This window comes from Aquimarina agarilytica ZC1 (assembly GCF_000255455.1).
GTDB lineage: Bacteria > Bacteroidota > Bacteroidia > Flavobacteriales > Flavobacteriaceae > Aquimarina > Aquimarina agarilytica.
This window is the reverse complement of the sequence record NZ_JH621247.1, coordinates 169,209-187,631: the sequence shown is the minus strand read 5'-3', so window position 1 is coordinate 187,631 and position 18,423 is coordinate 169,209. Positions and strand designations below refer to the sequence as shown.

Genomic DNA, 18,423 nt, shown 5'->3' with positions numbered 1-18,423 from the left:
TCGACGCTCTTTCTTATCTAAAATATCTTTCAGATCTTCAATTGTCTTCATTAACTCATCATACTCAGCACGTAATTTATCTTGTTCCAGTCCAGTCAACTGACGCAAACGCATTTCAACTATTGCTTTAGCTTGTATCTCAGTTAACTTAAAACGTTCAATCAATTTTGCACGAGCCTCATCCGCATTATTTGATGCTCTAATTAATGCTATAACCTCATCAATATTATCCGAAGCAATGATTAAACCTTCTAAAATATGAGCTCTTTCCTCTGCCTTTCTTAATTCATAAGTAGTTCTTCTTACCACAACTTCATGTCGATGTTCCACAAAATAGTGAATCATATCTTTCACATTAAGTAACTGAGGTCGTCCATTTACTAATGCTATATTATTTACACTAAATGAAGTTTGCAATTGCGTATGCTTGTAAAGCATATTTAATACAATATTTGGAATAGCGTCACGCTTTAACACATAAACAATACGCATTCCTTTTCTATCGGATTCATCACGAATCGAAGAAATTCCATCTATTTTTTTATCATTAATGAGCTCAGCCGTTTTTTTAATCATTTCGGCTTTATTTACCTGATAAGGAATCTCACTAACAATAATACATTCTTTACCTCTAACCTCTTCAATAGTAGCTTTAGCTCGCATCACAATACGACCTCGACCAGTTTTAAATGCTTCACGCACTCCATCATAGCCATATATTATTCCTCCGGTAGGGAAATCTGGAGCTTTTATATACTCCATTAAACCTTCAACTTCAATATCATTATTATCAATGTACGCCACGGTACCATCAATAACTTCTCCTAAATTATGTGGAGGCATATTAGTCGCCATACCCACCGCAATTCCAGATGCTCCGTTAATTAACAAACCGGGCACTCGTGTTGGAAGCACTGTAGGTTCTTTTAACGTATCATCAAAATTTAATGTATGATCAACAGTTTCTTTATCAATATCAGCAAGCATATCTTCCGATATCTTTCGCATTCTTGCTTCGGTATATCGCATTGCTGCAGGACTATCTCCATCAACAGATCCAAAATTTCCTTGTCCATCAACTAGCATATAACGCATACTCCATTCCTGAGCCATACGTACCATTGCATCATATACAGATGTATCACCATGTGGGTGATACTTACCTAGTACCTCTCCAACAATTCTTGCAGATTTTTTATGAGCACTTGAAGCCCTAACACCCAGCTCATGCATTCCAAATAACACCCTACGGTGTACTGGCTTTAGTCCATCACGTACATCGGGTAACGCCCTAGAAACAATTACAGACATCGAATAATCGATGTATGCCGATTTCATTTCCTCTTCAATATTAATAGGAATCAGCTTTTCTCCGTCAGCCATATATATAAAAATTTAATTTTTTTTATTTCAATTCTAACAAGCAAAATAGTGAATTAAACCAAGTATTACAGTCAAAATTCAGCTAATTATTTACAATTTATTAACAAATAACACCCCATACATAGTTAACAAAGCAAAGTCTTCTAAAAACACACTTAAAATGCGCTATTATTTAAAATCAATCTTAACTCAAGTAGAAGTATATTGTAATTTAGAATTAAAAAAATATACTATGTCTGATAAAAAAACACCCATTAAAGTAAGCCTAGAACCTGGTAAAAAATATGCATGGTGCACATGTAGCCATAGTGAAAATCAACCTTTTTGCGATGGATCTCACAGAAAACACAATGCTACACCCTCTTTAGCATTCGAAGTAACTGAAGCAAAAGAAGCTTCATTATGCACATGTAAACTCACCAACAATCCACCCTATTGTGATGGATCTCACAGAAAATAATCAATTTTGATGTGAAATAATTTTGAAAATAAAAAAGCCAGCGTTGGCAGACGCTGGCTTTTTTTCGCACAAAATACTAGTTAAGTGTTTATCGTAATCTGTCCACAGATTTTACGAGCTGCTCATCCTTTTTAATAGCCTTGTTGGCTAACACAATTAAAACGATAGATAGCACAGGTATGAACCGCCCAATACCCTTCTCAGAAGCAAAAACCTCTCCAGATACAGTTAGTGTCAAATACACGAAAACGCCTAGTAAAATAACATTTAATAGTATATTTAATCGCCCCAAAACAAATTGAAGCTTTCTATTTTTAAAAACAAAAATAATAATGAACGATAATAAAGCTGAAATCAACAACATTTCATAATAAAATGGAGCACTTATTTCCCCTACTTTATCAAAACCAGTTGGAAAAAAATAAGACAAAACTCCGGATACTAATGCTGCTAATAATAAATAAACGCTTTGAATACGTTGAATCATACTTTTTTTCTTCTGTATTACAAAAATAGCTGTTTCTTTTTAAAAATCAACAAATAAACTCAAAAAAAGAAATATGAGTCACCTAACAATCTCTATTCTTGTCAATCTCAATTTAACTAAAAAAACTTAAGCAATTAACTAACAAGTAATTTGATAAAGAGTTTTTCTAATAAAAATATTGTTGTATACTTGCAATAACGAATAGTTTCAAAACTATTTAACAATCTTCAGACTCAATACATACTTTCTAGTATTTATTCTCTATAAATAAAAAGATAATTAACAAATTACATGTTAGAAATTTCTGATTTAAAATCAAAAAAGTTACCTGAGCTACAGGAAATGGCTAAGGCATTAAAAGTTCCTAAATTTCGTACTTTAAAAAAACTGGATTTAGTATATCAAATTTTGGATCATCAAGCTGATGACCCAACTAAAGTAGCCAAAGTAGCTTCTGTTCTAAAGGAGGAACCTACTGAAACCAAAGTTAATGAGAGCAAACCAGAAGCTCCAACTAAAACAGCCAAAGAAACAACAACTCCTGCTCCTAGCAAACCTAAAAGGGAGCGTAAAGAGCGCGTTGTTCCTAAAAAGGAAAACAACAACACTCCTGAATTAGCTAAACCAAAGCGAAAAGCACCTGAAAAAGATGCTGCTCCTGTAAAAGAAGTTGTAAAAAATGAAAAAAGAGAGCCCAACAAACCTCGTTTTGAAAAAAACGATCGTGGCAACAACGCTAACAACAATCACAAAAACAAAAATCACAAAAATAATAACGGAAATACTAGAGACAATAAAGGAAACAGAGACCCTAGAAATCGTTACAAGGAGCCTGACTTTGAATTTGACGCCATAATAGAGAGCGAAGGTGTTTTAGACATTATGCAGGACGGCTATGGTTTTTTACGTTCCAGTGACTACAACTACTTATCATCACCCGATGATATTTATGTATCACAATCTCAAATAAGATTATTTGGTTTAAAAACTGGTGATACCGTACTTGGTCAAGTACGCCCACCCAAAGAAGGTGAAAAATACTTTCCTTTAATTAAAGTAAACCAAATTAATGGACTCAGTCCCCAAGTGGTTCGTGATCGTGTATCATTTGAACACTTGACACCACTTTTCCCTCAAGAAAAATTTAATATTGCAGATAGACAAAGTACCATTTCAACTCGAATTATGGATTTGTTTTCTCCTATAGGAAAAGGGCAACGTGGAATGATTGTAGCACAACCAAAAACTGGTAAAACTATGCTACTAAAGGATGTTGCTAATGCTATTGCAGCCAACCATCCTGAAGTTTATCAGATGATATTACTTATTGATGAACGCCCTGAAGAGGTAACAGATATGCAACGTAATGTTCAAGGTGAAGTTATAGCCTCAACCTTTGACAAGGAAGCTCATGAACATGTGAAAGTAGCAAACATTGTTTTAGAAAAAGCAAAGCGTTTGGTTGAATGTGGTCATGATGTAGTTATTTTACTTGACTCTATTACGCGTTTAGCTCGTGCCTATAATACGGTTCAACCTGCTAGTGGTAAAATTCTAAGTGGTGGTGTAGATGCTAATGCCCTACACAAGCCTAAACGTTTCTTTGGAGCTGCCCGTAATATTGAAGGTGGAGGATCACTTACAATTATTGCTACAGCCTTAACAGAAACTGGTTCAAAAATGGACGAAGTTATTTTTGAAGAATTTAAAGGTACTGGTAATATGGAATTACAGTTAGATCGAAAAATATCTAACCGCCGTATTTTCCCTGCTATTGATCTTGTTTCAAGTAGCACTCGTAGAGATGACATTTTACTTGATGACACTACTATGCAACGCATGTGGGTATTACGTAAGTTTTTAGCTGATATGAATCCTGTAGAAGCTATGGAATCCATAAACCAACGTGTAAAGCAAACAAAAAACAACGAAGAGTTTCTAATATCTATGAACGGATAAAACCTTCTTTTAACAACAAGTAGCCCTCACTATTTTTATAGTTGAGGGCTTTTTTGTATCTTTAATAGAAAGGTCTACTCCCCAATGTAGACTATTACTTATATAAAACCTACAGTCATGAAATCATTAGTTATTTTATCCCTTTTTATTTTGGGCATTAATGCCTGTATTAATAATCCAAAAAATCCTATTTCTAAAATTAACTCGGAACCCATACAAACTCAACGTAATGACGGTTTGCAAAACGCCTATTTTGCTAGTGGGTGTTTTTGGTGTGTTGAAGCTATTTTTGAAAGTGTAAAAGGAGTACAAGAAGTTGTTTCGGGCTATTCTGGAGGTATTACTGATAACCCAACGTACAAACAAGTTGGTTCTGGGAATTCTGGACATGCTGAAACTATAGAAGTACAATATGACCCTAAAATCATTAACTTCAAAACACTTGTAAAAGTTTATTACGGCTCACAAAATCCAACAACATATGGTCAAGCACCTGACTTTGGATCTGCTTATCGTTCTATTATTTTCTTTCAAAATGAAAATGAACGACTAATTGCTGTGGAAGCCAGAAAAGAAGTGCAGAATACCATTTCAAAAAAAGTAAGAACAGAAATTATTCCTTTTGAAAAATTTTATAAAGCCGAAGCATATCATCAGGATTATGAAAAGCGCAATCCTGAATATCCATATATTGTTAGAGTTTCAATTCCTCGTTTAAATCGTTTTAAAGCTAAATTCCCTGAATTGTTAAAAAATGAATAACGAAATTTTCTTGTTTGTTTACGGTACACTCTTAAACAAACACAAAAATCCCTTTGCTCAATTGCTCAAAAAAAATTCGACAAAAATAGCTAAAGGTTATATTTATGCTAAAAAATATCATTTAGGAGAATTCCCAGGAATAAAGCTTGATAGTAATAAGACTTACAAAACTTATGGTGAATTATTAAAAATCACATCAAATAACACTTTCGTACTTTCTGAACTTGATTTTTACGAAGGTTTTTTTCCAAAAAAACCAGAAGAGAGCTTATTCATCAGAACAACTACCAAGGTTTTTACAAAAGGTAATATTGTAGATGCTTTTGTTTATGAATACACAAAAGAAATTAACCCCTAATAGTTGATTTACTTTTTATTCTTAGGTAACTTTTTTTTTAAATCAGAAATTAACCTAACTGTAATTCCATCTGTTGATGGAGTACTCCTGTTTTTGTCGATGCAAAAACCTCCCCTATAGGAATAAACTCATTTTTAGCATAAAACGTTATAGCCGTCAGTCTTGCATTTAGCGTTATCCTATTTACATTTAATTCCCTGCCTCTTTTTAACAAAGATTGTAAAATAAATTTCCCCAAGCCTAGTCGTTGAAAATCTGGATCAATAGCCATCTGAGAAATGATTCCAATAGTATTATTATCGGTTATTGTAAGTCTTCCAGTACCAATGACAGCACCTTTACTTTCTATTACTAAATGCATACTATTTTTTTCATAGTTATCATTTAACAAAAGTTCTGCATTTTCCAAGTCTTTAAAAAACAATTCTTTTCTCAGTTGACAAGCTTCCTTGTATAATGATGAACCAATACTTACAAAATGAGTTTCCATAATGATATGAGCTTTATCTATTTAAAAAAAATCATTTTTTAAATCATGCTTTTTGAGGATTTCTCTTTAATAAACTCCATAACAACATCAGTATCCCAATCTTGTTTGATGTTTTCCATTTGCATCACCTGATCCATTATTTCTGCTTGTACTTCACCATAACTAATCGCTTCAGAATAAGGGCGATTTGAAAAGGTCACACGCGAATATAAAGGCTGCCATAACTCAGGATAGTGTTCCGAAAATTTCTTTTCTATTTTTTTACGTAGTATAAAGTTTGGATCAGCTGTTTTTTGACTCATTTCCATAAAATTACGATACGAAAGCTCCGCAATAGCATCTGCATTAGGTTTACGTTGTTCCTGATAGGTCTCAAAAATGTTTTGCCAATCTGTATCTCCTAATCTTTCAATAATCTGATCCAACTCAAATACATCTTCAAAACCTGCATTCATTCCTTGACCATAAAACGGCACAACAGCATGAGCAGAATCACCCACCAAAGCTACTTTGTTCCAATAGGTCCAAGGGTAACATTTCATAGTTACCAAGGCACTTGTTGGATTACTCATATAATCCTCTAACAATGTTGGCATAATTTGTAACGTATCTGGAAAATAGGTTTGCCAAAATACTCGAACTTCTTGTGGGGTAGTTAAACTTTCAAATGAATTTTCGCCTTCATGAGGCATAAATAGTGTACAAGTAAAACTTCCATCTAAATTTGGTAAAGCGATAAGCATAAATTTACCTCTAGGCCAAATATGTAACGCATTTTTATCTATAACATGTTTTCCATTAGCATCTGCAGGAATCGATAATTCTTTATAGCCTGTATTTAAAAAATCTTGCGAATAATTAAATCTACTTCGACGCTGCATTTTATGACGTATACGTGAAAAAGCACCATCACATCCAAAAATTAAATCAAATTCATGTTCTTCCCACTTTCCTTTTTCAGTTTCACCTGTATACAATTTAGCTTCGGGCAAATTTACATCCCATACTTTTTCTTCAAATTTAAATACTACACCTTCCTTTTCCGCTAAATCAATCATTTTACGATTCAATACTCCACGAGATATAGAGTAAATTGCCTCTCCATCTTTTCCATATTTTTGCGTATAATCATCTTTGGTATTCACATGGATATATCGATGATACATGGGTATTCCTAATCCTTCAACCTCTTCTTTAATCCCTATAGCCTCCAAAGCATTCCAACCGCGAACAGACATCGCTAAATTAATAGAACGCCCACTAAACTTTATCTTTCGTATATCGGGTCTACGATCAAAAACAGTAATCTGATAATTTCTTTTCCTTAAATAAATAGCTAATAATGAGCCTACAAGACCACTTCCTACTATGGCAATTTTTTTTTGTTTCATGTATTTTTCAATTCTTAGAGAAGAAGTTATACTACTTCCAGCGAAAGTCTATTGAATATGCAATTTAACCATAAAAAATTAGTTTTATTAACATTTAAGTAACATCAAGGCTCTTCATTATGCCTTTGACACTATTTTAAAACATATCATATAAAAAAACCGCCCTAAAAGGCGGTTTTACAATTATTATTATTCATGTAATTTATTCGGGTGCTAAAGTTACCTCTAACCCATCCAATTCAGGAGTAATTGGAATTTGACATCCTAAACGTGAATTATCTTCTACATGAAAAGCTTCTGCTAGCATCATATCCTCATCATAACCCATTTCTGGTAACGGAGTATCGGAAGTTACATAACATTGACAAGATGCACACATAGCCATTCCTCCACACGTACCCTCAACAGGTAATTCATAAGCTTTACAAACCTCCATTAAGTTCATTGCCATATCGGTAGGTGCTTGTACTTCGTGTACTTTACCTTCACGGTCTGTGATTTTTATTGTAACGTCTGACATACTAGTTGTTAGTTGTTAGTTGTTAGTTGTTAGGTCTTATACACCTAAAATGAAAACAACTAAATATTTATATTTTAATTAAAGTCAAGTTTGTGAAGTTTCCCAATTATTAAACTAACAACTGACAACTACAAACTGACAACAAAAATTATCCAATAGCTTTTACTACTTCTTTTTTCGCTTCTTTCTTACTTCCATCAAAACCTGTAACTCCACCAACAGTGGTATACTTCATTACATATTTTTTATCTGGAAATATTCTTTGATAAGCACTCTGACACATAATTGCAGCTTCGTGAAAACCAGAAAGAATTAATTTTAATTTTCCTTTATACGTATTTACATCTCCAATTGCATAAATTCCAGGAATATTAGTTTGATAATCGTATGAATTATCCACTTTAATAGCATTCTTCTCTATCTCTAACCCCCAGTTACCTATTGGTCCTAATTTTGGAGATAATCCAAATAGTGGTATAAAATTATCTACCTCTAATTTAATATCTCCCTTTTCTTTGTGCTTTATCCCCACACCAGATAATTCTCCTTCACCAAAAAGTTCTTTTACTTCGGCATCAGTAATCAAATTAATCTTTCCTGCTTTTGAAAGCTCTTCTACTTTTTCAACAGAATCTAAAGCTCCACGAAATTCTTTTCTACGGTGTACTAAAGTTACCTCAGCTGCAACATCAGCTAAAAATATAGACCAGTCTAAAGCAGAATCTCCACCTCCAGCAATAACTACTTTTTTATCACGGTATACCTCTGGATCACGTATAATATAAGAAACGCCTTTATCTTCAAATCCTTCAATTCCTGGGATAGGTGGTTTACGTGGCTCAAAAGAACCTAACCCACCTGCAATAGCAACTACAGGAGCATTGTGTTTTACACCACGCTTTGTAGTAACTACAAACGTACCATCATCTAAAGTTTCAATAGTTTCGGCACGATCTCCTAAAGTAAATCCAGGCTCAAAAGGCTTAATCTGCTCCATTAGGTTATCTACCAAATCCCCTGCCAATACTTCTGGAAAGCCAGGAATATCATAAATAGGTTTTTTTGGATATATTTCTGAACACTGTCCACCTGGTTGTGGTAAAGCATCAATAAGGTGCGTTTTTAATTTTAATAAACCTGCTTCAAAAACACAAAACAATCCTGTTGGCCCTGCTCCGATAATAAGAATATCAGTTTTTATCATTACTTTTCTTTTTTTGCTATTAATCCTTTAGTGAATTCATTAAGAGTTTCTACTTTCTCTTCAAAATCACCTTTTATGGTTTTTCTGTACTCGTTCAAATTCTGTACCAAATCATCTACATTTTCAGGAATTACTTCCTCAAAAAATTGACGTAAACGTTTGGCCGTTGTTGGTGACTTTCCGTTTGTCGAAATAGCCACTTTTACATTTCCTTTTGTAACAATGCCTCCCATGTAAAAATCACAATATGGAGGGTTATCTGCTACATTTACTAACTTAGCTTGTGCTCTACAATCCTTCCAAACCTGTACATTTACTTCTGGTTTTTCTGTAGTTGCAATTACAATATGCCTACCTTCCAAATACTTTTCATGATACACATCGGTAACCATAGTTGCACAAAACTTATTTGCTAAAGCAATTGTCCCTTCTCTAAACATTGGAGCTACTAATAACACCTTAGCATCGGGACTTGACTTGGTCAAGAAATGTAGTTTTTCTTCCGCAACATTACCTCCACCTACTATAAGTACATTAAGGTTTTTTACTTTTAGAAAAACGGGATATAAATTATTTCTTTCCATCTTTTTGCTGTTAGCCTTTAGCCCATGGCAATTGGCTTTCTTTTTACAAATTAAAAGCTAAAAGCCTATTGCTGATAGCCAATAGCTCACATTATACTTCATTTAACTTTTGTTGCATTTCCAAAAGCGATGTCCTATGATTTACCACTTCACCAATAACTATGATTGCTGGCGATGACAATTCCTGTTTTTTCACTTCCTTTTCAATAGTTGCTATTGTTGCTACTACAACTTTTTCTGTATCTCGTGTACCATTTTGAATAATGGCTACTGGTGTTTCTGATTTTCCTTCGTTAGCAAAAACTTCGGTAATTTGACCTAATTTATGCATTCCCATTAAAATCACTACCGTAGCATTACTCTTAGCTGCTGTTAACACATCTTTGGATAACTTATGCTCCTTGGTTGTCGCTGTGATTACCCAAAAACTTTCTGCACTTCCGCGTTTAGTAACTGGAATATTTTGCATTGCTGGTACCGAAACTGACGATGATAATCCTGGTACCATAGCCACTTCCATTCCTTGCTTTGCTGCATATTCCATTTCCTCGGCGCCACGTCCAAAAATAAATGGGTCTCCTCCTTTTAAACGTACTACATGTCCATGACTTTTCCCATACTGAACTATTAACTCATTAATTTGTTCTTGTTGAAAAGCGTAGCACCCCTTACGTTTACCTACGTATAAAAGGTCTGCATTAGTACAGTAATCCAATAACTCCGGGTTTACCAAAGCATCATATAATACTGCATCTGCCGATTTTAATGCTTTGATGGCTTTTAACGTAATCAATTCCACGTCACCTGGACCTGCTCCAACTACGGTTAACTTCCCTTTACTTGTATTTTCGTTATAGTTACTCAATACTTATGCGTTTTGTGAGGCTGCTCTAAATTTACGTACTGCTACTAAAAATGCTTCTGCATCAGCGATATAATCCGTTGCAAAATCTTTTGTTGGCGCATTTTTATTAATCGCATACACACTATCGGCAAATGTACCTTCTAATTTGATTACACCTGTTTCCACAAATTCTTTATCAAACCCAGCTACTATATCTGCCTGTGTATTTGTCTTTTTATTTTCGGCTAACAAAATTGCTTTTGCAGAATTAATTTGAGAACTGTAAGCATGATAAATAGCATCGCTATATACTCCATTATCAAAAGAAATTTTAGCATTAGCTATTTTTTCTTCACTTTCTAAGAATAATGTTTCAATTAAATCAATTACTACACCAGCACATTCACCTACACCAATTGCTTTTACATACTCTTCATTAGTTCCCCAATCAATAAAGTATTCAGCTGGAAGACTATCTGCTTCTGACAATTCAGTTAGGAAATCATAAAAATAACGTTCCCCTTTTTCAGCATAATACTCCTCAAACTTTTTACCATTCCCATTAGCATCAAAATCATTTAAGATTCTACGTAAAGCTTCCGGTCCACGTCTACTTGGTATTTTTACTACCTTATCGGCAAAACGAGCTTCACCATTTCCAAAGTTACCTCCTCCAAGTAATACTTGTAATGCAGGTGCTACTTTTTTATCTTTTGTACGAATGGTCATTCCTTGGAAACCAATGTTTGCCATGTTGTGTTGACCACAAGCATTCATACATCCACTAATCTTAATTACCACATCTTCATTGTTCAAATACTGTGGAAATTCGGACGCTATTACTTTTTCTAATTCTTCGGCAATACCCGTACTACTAGCTATACCTAAGTTACAGGTATCTGTACCTGGACAAGCTGTAATATCTACTGCTTTATTATATCCAGCATCAACAAAACCTAGTTTTTCTAATTCAGCATAAACAACCTCAATTAATTCTTCCTTAACATGAGGAATCACAATGTTTTGACGTAAAGTCAAACGAATTTCACCTGCAGCATATTTATCTACCAAGTCAGCTAATAAACGTGCTTTGTCTGTATAAAAATCTCCTAACAATACTTTTACTCCAATAGCTATATAACCTGCTTGCTTTTGCGGAATCAAGTTAGTTGCTTTCCATTGTGTAAATGCTTTTTGATCCTTAATTTCCACTGAAGGAATTTCAGAAACTTCAGCAATTACAGGCTGTGGATACGCATCTGCATCAATAGCTACAGAGGTATACGGAACCGCAATACGTTGCTCTTCTACTAATTCTTTAAAGGCATCCAAACCAATTTTTGCCATTAAGAATTTCATTCGGGCTTTAGCTCTACTCTTACGTTCTCCAAAACGGTCAAACACACGTAAAATAGCGTTCATTGCAGGAATAATTTCTTCCGCTGCTAAAAACTCATATAAGGTTTCCGCAAGATGTGGCTGAGAACCTAATCCTCCAGCAACCATTACTTTAAACCCACGTACTCCATTTTCTATTTTTGCTATAAAACCGATATCATGTAAATAAGACAATCCTGTATCTTCATCTGTTGAAGAGAAAGATACTTTGAACTTACGTCCCATTTCTTGACAGATAGGATTACGTAAAAATTCTTCAAATATAGCATGGGCATAAGGCTGTACATCAAACGGCTCATTCACATCAAAACCTGCTGTTTCCGATGCCGTAACGTTACGTACCACATTTCCACAAGCTTCACGCAAAGTAACTTCGTCTTTTTCTAGCTCAGCCCAAAGTTCTGGTGTACGATTTAAATCCACATAGTGAATTTGAATATCTTGACGCGTAGTTATATGTAAACGTCCACGAGAATACTCATCGGACACGGCACAAATACGACGTAATTGATTTGATCGTACTTTACCATAAGGCAATTTAATACGAATCATTTGAACGCCTTCCTGACGTTGCCCATATACTCCACGTGCTAAACGTAAACTACGAAACTTTTCTTCATCAATTTTTCCATTGTGAAACATCTGGATTTTATCGGCTAATTCGATAATGTCCTTTTCAACAATTGGATTCTCTATTTCGGTTCTAAAACTTTGCATCTTAATTTGGTTGTTAGTTGTCTGTTGTTAGTTGTCCGTTCGATGTTACAACTTTATCAAACACTTTAAAACTTAATACTTTGTACTCACTACTTAGTACTTCAGCCAAAGGCTGATGACTACTGTATAAACCCTACTCCTGCCGTGTGGTTTGTTTGTGGATCAATTAATATGAATGATCCATTGGTTTTATTTTCTGCGTACTTATCATAAAAAACAGGCTTTGCTAACTTAATGTTTACTTCACCTATTTGATTTAATGCTAATGCATCTGCCGAGGCATCCTCTCCTGAAAAATCCGGAGCTAATACATTATCAATACCAGTAACCATAGCTTGCACTCTATTTACTCCATGTTGTAATAAATATTTAGTACCTCCAACTAGGTTTTTACTATCCATCCAACATACTTTAGCTTTTAATGTTTTGTGAACTCCTGGCTCTTCACCGGTTTTCACAATCATATCCCCACGAGATACATTAATATTGTCTTCTAAAGTTACATTAATTGAACTTCCTCTACCTGCTTTGTCAAATTTTTTATCAAAGAAATAAATCTCTTTAATTTTCGATTTTGTTAATGATGGTAATACTGTTACTTGATCACCAACAGCTAAATCACCTCCATAAAGTTTCCCTGCATATCCTCTAAAATCATGAAATTCATCTTTCTTAGGACGAATAACCGTTTGTACTGGAAAACGCGCTTGTCCTTTTTCAAATACATCTTGAGCTTCTAACTTTTCCAAATGATCCAGAATAGACTCTCCTTTGTACCAAGGTGTATTTTCTGATGTAGAAACAACATTATCTCCTTTTAAAGCGCTAATCGGTACAAAAGTGATGTTTTGATCCTTGTAATCACTTTGAGCTATCATTTTTTCGAACTCAGCTTTGATAGCATTAAATTTTTCTTCCGAAAAATCTACTAAATCCATTTTATTTACAGCAACTACAATATCTTTTATTCTCAATAAATTATTGATAAAAAAGTGACGATATGTCTGCTCAATAACACCATTACGTGCATCAACTAATATAATAGATGCTTGCGATGTTGATGCCCCTGTAACCATATTTCGTGTATACTCAATATGACCTGGAGTATCTGCAATAATGTAACTCTTTTTTGCTGTTGAAAAGTAAATATGTGCTACATCAATAGTAATCCCTTGCTCACGCTCTGCTACTAGACCATCGGTTGCCAATGAAAAATCCAAATAGTCAAAGCCATTAGCTTTACTACGTGTTTCAATAGCTTCTAATTTATCTGTAGTTAATGATTTTGTATCATAAAGGATACGACCGATTAAGGTACTTTTACCGTCATCGACACTTCCTGCTGTTGCTATTTTTAATACTTCCATCCTATTTTGGTTGGTAGTTTTTAGTTGTCAGTTGTCAGACTTAATTTATATTGACCACTAAACTAAAACTCCTATTTTATCTGTTTATAACTTATTTTACAGCAATTGAAAAGACACTCAACCCACAACTGCTAACTCACAACTATTAAAAGTACCCTTGTTGCTTACGTGTTTCCATTGCAGCTTCGGATCGTTTATCATCAATACGCGCACCACGTTCTGAAATTGTACTTTCTCTAATCTCACCTACTACTTTTTCGATACTTACAGCATCTGAAAGTACCGCTGCGGTACATGACATATCACCTACAGTACGAAAACGCACTAATCGCTCTTCTACAATTTCATCTTCTTCTCTATACACTACATCATCTTCGGCAGACCATATCATGCCATCACGAACAAAAGTTTTACGTTTGTGCGCAAAATAAATAGAAGGAATTTCAATTTCTTCTTGCTCTATATAACTCCATACATCCAATTCTGTCCAGTTACTAATTGGAAATACGCGAACGTTCTGACCTAAATCAATTTTTCCGTTCAACATATCAAACAATTCTGGACGTTGGTTTTTTTCATCCCACTGTCCAAAATCATCACGTACCGAAAAAATACGCTCTTTAGCACGTGCCTTTTCTTCATCACGACGCGCTCCACCAATAGCGGCATCGAATTTAAATTCTTCTAAAGCATCTAAAAGTGTTACTGTTTGTAATGAATTACGACTTGCGTACTTCCCCGTTTCTTCCTTCACTTTACCTGCATCAATAGCATCTTGCACATTACGCACAATAAGCTCCACACCCAACTCCTTAGCTAAACGATCTCTAAATTCGATAGTTTCAGGGAAATTATGACCTGTATCCACGTGCAACAATGGAAAAGGTATTTTTGCTGGCCAGAAGGCTTTTTGCGCCAAACGCACCAATGTAATAGAATCTTTTCCTCCCGAAAATAACAATACTGGCTTTTCGAACTGAGAAACTACTTCGCGAAATATATGTATCGCTTCTGTTTCTAATGGATTTATTGAAAGTTCTTTACTCATTTTTTTTCAGCTTTCAGCTGTCCACCTATGGCTTTCAGCTATCAATAATTTCTTATTTATTTTATCTCCCTTTTTGAATTTGCAAAAATACGGCTCATTAAGGGGATTATCAATTTTATTTTCATCATTCATTTTAGCTAGTAATACCATAAAAACTAAAACGATTCGACAGAACAAATATCACATTTTAATTACTCGTATGTAATCCACACTCCCTATTCCCTAAGACTTTAGTTGGATCGAAATACTTATGTTCATTTGGCAATCCTTTTTCTGATAAATAGACATCCAATTCGGCATCAGAGTAATTATAAAAAGGACTTACTTTTAATACGCCATTAGCTCCCAAACTTAATATATCCAACGAGTCACGCAATGTGGTTTGTCCTTTTCTTAAATTTGTAAACCAAACATCTGGTTTATGTGCTTCCATTGCTCTACCAAAAGGCTCTAATTTCACCCGCTTCGTAAATTCAGCATGCTTAGGATCATCAACCCCAGGTACTCCCATAACCACATCCCTGTGTGCTACTGTTTGTTGAGGCACATACAAATCCACATTTAGATTCAATTGCGCAATTACAGCTTCGGCATGGCGATACGTATTTGGCGTATTGTAACCAGAATCACACCAAATAACAGGGATATCAGCTTTTGCCGCAACGCATACTTCCAATATCGAAGCTTCGTAAGGTCTAAAATTTGTTGTTACCACAGGTTTTTTCGCCTTACTTACTGCCCACTGTACGATTTCCAAAGGCGTTTTCCCTTTAAGTTCCTCGTTATATTTTACTATTTCTTCTTGTGTAAAACTCATATTTTCAGCTTTCAGCCGTCAGTTATTCACTTTCAGCAAAATTTATTTTTACTACTATCCTAAAAAAGCAATATCAAACTACTTTCCCCATTTTACCTTATTCCAAACTCTTTCGTGAGCAAAGTATAAAATCATTTTAGTTACAAAATCCACTCCTGCAATTGCTGAAGCCTCCCCTAACCTTCCTTCACCGAGTACTAAATAGGACACCACTAAAGTATCCAGTGTACCTACCACACGCCAACTGACTGCTTTCACAACACTCCGAATTGGTTTTTCCGAACTCGCATCTTGCGCATATGTAGTATTTGCTCCTGCTACTTTTTCTGTTATCATACCTAGTTTGTCGTAAAATATTTAATTCCTATCGGGTTAGTAGGGATTAATTTCTGAGTGCAAATATAAGCTATTGTATTTAAACTACAATAAACTAAATAGTTAATTTTACATATAAAAAAAACCTTAATTGCTCAAATAATCACAATTAAGGTTTTAATATTATAAAATGAGTTGTTTTCTAAAAATCTCCTAACATCCCTTTCTTTAAACTTTCACTAGCTGGATTTTCACCTAACCATATTTTAAATAAAGCGAATTTAAAATCTTGTCCCTCGATAACACCAAGCTCTTTAGAGTTTAAGTAACAGAAAACTCCCTTACCCTTGACATACACAAGCTCTAACAAATCTCCTTTACTTATCGGCTTCGCATAATACTCTCTAACTTTTGCTATTCTATCTTTTAAAGGACCTGTTTTACCTTCGGTAGCTTTCTCAAAACCTTCTTCGATGGCACTCAACATTGTTTCACGCTTAATCAATTTTGATGTGATTTTAATTCGAATAGCCATTGTTTCATCATCATATGCTATAGCAATTGGATCGCTACTTTTTTCCTGTAAATAAAGACCACCAGAGTATAATTCAATAAAAAGCATTGAACATGTTCCCGCTCCATTCATTTTAAGTGTGGTATCATCATACTCAACTTCATATTCCATAACTGTTCTTCCTACAGGGATTTGAGCATATCCAGTAGCTACAACCGAGCAAAGCAACGCAAGGGTTATAAGTAATTGTTTCATATTTAGGGTTTTAAATTTGGGTTTTAAAGTTTGCAAAGATACTATTTTTTAATTTCCTAACATACTATCTTTTAAATCATCATCTACAGGTTCTTTTGAAAGCCATATATTAAATAATGCTTTTTTAAATTCAAGACCTTCAATAGCTCCTAGTAGTTTTCCATTTTTGTATAATTCGTTTCCTTTTTCTGTGGTATAAATGATATCATACCGATCACTCACACTAATTTCTTCAGAGATGAATGAGACATATTTATCTATTTTAGATTGAAGCTTTTGAACAGTAGCTTTATCATTTGTATTTTCAAATCCATCTCTAAACGCACCAATCATTTTCTTTTTTGACAACATTCCAGATAAGATAACTAAATGTATTGCCATTGGTTGGTCTGCTGCTACGACTGCATCCGCATCTGTATTTTTCTCCTTCAAAAATAAACCAGCGGCATACAAATCAAACCATAATTTTTCACGTAATCCAGCTCCATTCAAAATAAGCTCATGAGATTCATAAGTTTTGTTATTAGGCAATGTTGCATCACCTATTACAGTTTGCGCTACTGCTGAGTTCAACATCATTAAAGCGACTAATGCTAGTAATACTTTCTTCATAATTTCTTAATTATTATTTATTAACTGTTTGCATTTTTAAATTTCTTAAACTGGCATTAAGCTCATATCCTAACAAAACTAAATTTGCATTAATCCAAATATAAAACATCAATATTAATAAGGCACCAATTGAACCATACAACTCGTTATAACGAGAAAAATTATCGATATAAAATCCGAACAAATATGTAGTCACAATTATTAAAACTGTTGTTAATACTGCTCCAGGCGAAAAAAAACGAGTAATTCTCCCTTCTTTTGTTCCAAAATAAAATAATGTTGCCATAGTTGTAAAAATCATTAAAATGAAAATTCCTACTCTTCCAAATTTTAACCAAAATATAGTATCACCTATTAAAAATTGCTCATAAGCTGTAACTAAATATGTAAAATACAGAATGATATACACCGTAGATATCAAGAACAATGCCACAATTATTGCCACCCAAAACGCTACACCATATTGTTTTAAAAAGTTACGACTTATTTTGGTATGAAATGAGTTTTGAAATCCCGAAAAAACAGCATTAATCCCATTTGTCATAAACACCATCGAAAGCACAAATGTAGAAGACAATAAACCTGGTCTAGGCTTATTGGCTATATCATAAATTATACTATCAAAAAAATCTGAAGTTCGCGGCGGCAATAAACTATTTATAAAAACAATAAATTCCTCCTGAAAACCATCAATTGGTATTACCGATATTAAGTTTAATAAAAATAATAAAAAAGGAAAAATAGCCGTAAAAACACTAAATGAAATAGCAGACGCACGTGTACTAAATGCCCCTTCAACTATTCCATTTACGTACATTTTTACTAAATCGTAAATTGAAAGTCCTTCAAAACCCGGTATTACAATTTTTTTAAGCACTTTAGTTAACAAAAGTACCCCTGGTATTTTTAATCCTATTTTTGTTAATTTAAATGACAAA

20 protein-coding genes are annotated in these 18,423 nt (G+C 34.1%); 4 read left to right on the top strand and 16 right to left on the bottom strand.

Annotated elements, in window-relative coordinates:
- Window positions 1-1,383, bottom strand: a 1,383-nt coding sequence (locus KQA_RS20640; protein WP_010177494.1) for a DNA topoisomerase (ATP-hydrolyzing), incomplete at its 3' end; no start/stop codon positions are given.
- A gap of 232 nt (window positions 1,384-1,615) precedes the next feature.
- On the opposite strand from KQA_RS20640, the gene KQA_RS0201870 reads away from it, so the two are divergent.
- The gene (locus tag KQA_RS0201870) at window positions 1,616-1,843 is read left to right on the top strand and encodes a CDGSH iron-sulfur domain-containing protein (RefSeq protein WP_029209411.1); all 228 of its coding nucleotides are present in this window, start codon (window positions 1,616-1,618) and stop codon (window positions 1,841-1,843) included.
- A gap of 88 nt (window positions 1,844-1,931) precedes the next feature.
- On the opposite strand, the gene KQA_RS0201865 is transcribed toward KQA_RS0201870, so the two are convergent.
- Window positions 1,932-2,330: a DUF4293 domain-containing protein gene (locus tag KQA_RS0201865; RefSeq protein WP_010177491.1), complete on the bottom strand. Its 399-nt coding sequence runs from the start codon at window positions 2,328-2,330 to the stop codon at window positions 1,932-1,934.
- Window positions 2,331-2,621: 291 nt separating this feature from the next.
- Here KQA_RS0201865 and rho point away from each other — a divergent pair, with 291 nt between their 5' ends.
- The 3 genes from rho to KQA_RS0201850 all read left to right on the top strand — a co-directional run bounded on the left by rho (window position 2,622) and on the right by KQA_RS0201850 (window position 5,409).
- Entirely contained in the window at window positions 2,622-4,289 is a 1,668-nt protein-coding gene (rho, locus tag KQA_RS0201860) for a transcription termination factor Rho (protein WP_010177488.1), read from the top strand.
- A 117-nt stretch (window positions 4,290-4,406) separates the two neighbouring features.
- Window positions 4,407-5,051 (top strand): peptide-methionine (S)-S-oxide reductase MsrA, encoded by a 645-nt coding sequence (msrA, locus tag KQA_RS0201855; RefSeq protein WP_010177486.1) that lies wholly within the window; start codon window positions 4,407-4,409, stop codon window positions 5,049-5,051.
- A complete protein-coding gene (locus KQA_RS0201850) occupies window positions 5,044-5,409 on the top strand; it encodes a gamma-glutamylcyclotransferase family protein (protein ID WP_010177485.1) in 366 nt (121 codons plus the stop codon). Before msrA ends, KQA_RS0201850 begins: the two co-directional genes overlap by 8 nt.
- 49 nt (window positions 5,410-5,458) lie before the next feature.
- On the opposite strand, the gene KQA_RS0201845 is transcribed toward KQA_RS0201850, so the two are convergent.
- The 14 genes from KQA_RS0201845 to KQA_RS0201775 form a co-directional block, all read right to left on the bottom strand.
- On the bottom strand, window positions 5,459-5,899 hold the full coding sequence (locus tag KQA_RS0201845; protein ID WP_010177483.1) for a GNAT family N-acetyltransferase: 441 nt from the start codon (window positions 5,897-5,899) through the stop codon (window positions 5,459-5,461).
- Window positions 5,900-5,937: 38 nt separating this feature from the next.
- Entirely contained in the window at window positions 5,938-7,290 is a 1,353-nt protein-coding gene (locus KQA_RS0201840; protein WP_010177480.1) for an FAD-dependent oxidoreductase, read from the bottom strand.
- Window positions 7,291-7,492: 202 nt separating this feature from the next.
- Window positions 7,493-7,810 (bottom strand): 2Fe-2S iron-sulfur cluster-binding protein, encoded by a 318-nt coding sequence (locus tag KQA_RS0201835; protein ID WP_010177478.1) that lies wholly within the window; start codon window positions 7,808-7,810, stop codon window positions 7,493-7,495.
- Window positions 7,811-7,958: 148 nt separating this feature from the next.
- Window positions 7,959-9,014: an NAD(P)/FAD-dependent oxidoreductase gene (locus KQA_RS0201830; protein WP_010177477.1), complete on the bottom strand. Its 1,056-nt coding sequence runs from the start codon at window positions 9,012-9,014 to the stop codon at window positions 7,959-7,961.
- Complete coding sequence (locus tag KQA_RS0201825; protein ID WP_010177475.1) at window positions 9,014-9,598, bottom strand: precorrin-2 dehydrogenase/sirohydrochlorin ferrochelatase family protein; 585 nt, start codon at window positions 9,596-9,598, stop codon at window positions 9,014-9,016. Before KQA_RS0201825 ends, KQA_RS0201830 begins: the two co-directional genes overlap by 1 nt.
- A gap of 91 nt (window positions 9,599-9,689) precedes the next feature.
- A complete protein-coding gene (cobA, locus tag KQA_RS0201820; protein ID WP_010177473.1) occupies window positions 9,690-10,463 on the bottom strand; it encodes a uroporphyrinogen-III C-methyltransferase in 774 nt (257 codons plus the stop codon).
- Window positions 10,464-10,466: 3 nt separating this feature from the next.
- Window positions 10,467-12,557 carry a HEPN domain-containing protein gene (locus tag KQA_RS0201815; RefSeq protein WP_010177471.1) on the bottom strand — a complete coding sequence of 697 codons (2,091 nt, stop codon included), beginning with the start codon at window positions 12,555-12,557 and terminating at the stop codon, window positions 10,467-10,469.
- A gap of 119 nt (window positions 12,558-12,676) precedes the next feature.
- Window positions 12,677-13,924, bottom strand: coding sequence for a sulfate adenylyltransferase subunit 1 (locus KQA_RS0201810; protein WP_010177470.1), 1,248 nt, complete (start codon window positions 13,922-13,924; stop codon window positions 12,677-12,679).
- Window positions 13,925-14,069: 145 nt separating this feature from the next.
- Complete coding sequence (cysD, locus tag KQA_RS0201805) at window positions 14,070-14,972, bottom strand: sulfate adenylyltransferase subunit CysD (RefSeq protein WP_010177469.1); 903 nt, start codon at window positions 14,970-14,972, stop codon at window positions 14,070-14,072.
- 187 nt (window positions 14,973-15,159) lie between these two features.
- A complete protein-coding gene (locus KQA_RS0201795; RefSeq protein ID WP_010177468.1) occupies window positions 15,160-15,789 on the bottom strand; it encodes a phosphoadenosine phosphosulfate reductase domain-containing protein in 630 nt (209 codons plus the stop codon).
- Window positions 15,790-15,867: 78 nt separating this feature from the next.
- A complete protein-coding gene (locus tag KQA_RS0201790) occupies window positions 15,868-16,125 on the bottom strand; it encodes a DUF2061 domain-containing protein (RefSeq protein ID WP_010177467.1) in 258 nt (85 codons plus the stop codon).
- A 181-nt stretch (window positions 16,126-16,306) separates the two neighbouring features.
- Window positions 16,307-16,873, bottom strand: a complete 567-nt coding sequence (locus tag KQA_RS0201785; protein ID WP_029209410.1) for a chalcone isomerase family protein — start codon at window positions 16,871-16,873, stop codon at window positions 16,307-16,309.
- Between the two features lie 48 nt (window positions 16,874-16,921).
- Complete coding sequence (locus KQA_RS0201780; RefSeq protein WP_010177465.1) at window positions 16,922-17,485, bottom strand: chalcone isomerase family protein; 564 nt, start codon at window positions 17,483-17,485, stop codon at window positions 16,922-16,924.
- Between the two features lie 13 nt (window positions 17,486-17,498).
- Complete coding sequence (locus KQA_RS0201775) at window positions 17,499-18,422, bottom strand: YihY/virulence factor BrkB family protein (RefSeq protein WP_010177464.1); 924 nt, start codon at window positions 18,420-18,422, stop codon at window positions 17,499-17,501.
- Window position 18,423 lies beyond the last annotated feature (1 nt).

What these genes read in the sequence shown, in the direction of transcription:
- KQA_RS0201870 (WP_029209411.1), top strand. Translation starts at nt 1,616, where the DNA reads ATGTCTGATAAAAAAACACCCATTAAAGTAAGCCTAGAACCTGGTAAA.
- KQA_RS0201865 (WP_010177491.1), bottom strand. Translation starts at nt 2,330, where the DNA reads ATGATTCAACGTATTCAAAGCGTTTATTTATTATTAGCAGCATTAGTA.
- rho (WP_010177488.1), top strand. Translation starts at nt 2,622, where the DNA reads ATGTTAGAAATTTCTGATTTAAAATCAAAAAAGTTACCTGAGCTACAG.
- msrA (WP_010177486.1), top strand. Translation starts at nt 4,407, where the DNA reads ATGAAATCATTAGTTATTTTATCCCTTTTTATTTTGGGCATTAATGCC.
- KQA_RS0201850 (WP_010177485.1), top strand. Translation starts at nt 5,044, where the DNA reads ATGAATAACGAAATTTTCTTGTTTGTTTACGGTACACTCTTAAACAAA.
- KQA_RS0201845 (WP_010177483.1), bottom strand. Translation starts at nt 5,899, where the DNA reads ATGGAAACTCATTTTGTAAGTATTGGTTCATCATTATACAAGGAAGCT.
- KQA_RS0201840 (WP_010177480.1), bottom strand. Translation starts at nt 7,290, where the DNA reads ATGAAACAAAAAAAAATTGCCATAGTAGGAAGTGGTCTTGTAGGCTCA.
- KQA_RS0201835 (WP_010177478.1), bottom strand. Translation starts at nt 7,810, where the DNA reads ATGTCAGACGTTACAATAAAAATCACAGACCGTGAAGGTAAAGTACAC.
- KQA_RS0201830 (WP_010177477.1), bottom strand. Translation starts at nt 9,014, where the DNA reads ATGATAAAAACTGATATTCTTATTATCGGAGCAGGGCCAACAGGATTG.
- KQA_RS0201825 (WP_010177475.1), bottom strand. Translation starts at nt 9,598, where the DNA reads ATGGAAAGAAATAATTTATATCCCGTTTTTCTAAAAGTAAAAAACCTT.
- KQA_RS0201815 (WP_010177471.1), bottom strand. Translation starts at nt 12,557, where the DNA reads ATGCAAAGTTTTAGAACCGAAATAGAGAATCCAATTGTTGAAAAGGAC.
- KQA_RS0201810 (WP_010177470.1), bottom strand. Translation starts at nt 13,924, where the DNA reads ATGGAAGTATTAAAAATAGCAACAGCAGGAAGTGTCGATGACGGTAAA.
- cysD (WP_010177469.1), bottom strand. Translation starts at nt 14,972, where the DNA reads ATGAGTAAAGAACTTTCAATAAATCCATTAGAAACAGAAGCGATACAT.
- KQA_RS0201795 (WP_010177468.1), bottom strand. Translation starts at nt 15,789, where the DNA reads ATGAGTTTTACACAAGAAGAAATAGTAAAATATAACGAGGAACTTAAA.
- KQA_RS0201790 (WP_010177467.1), bottom strand. Translation starts at nt 16,125, where the DNA reads ATGATAACAGAAAAAGTAGCAGGAGCAAATACTACATATGCGCAAGAT.
- KQA_RS0201785 (WP_029209410.1), bottom strand. Translation starts at nt 16,873, where the DNA reads ATGAAACAATTACTTATAACCCTTGCGTTGCTTTGCTCGGTTGTAGCT.
- KQA_RS0201780 (WP_010177465.1), bottom strand. Translation starts at nt 17,485, where the DNA reads ATGAAGAAAGTATTACTAGCATTAGTCGCTTTAATGATGTTGAACTCA.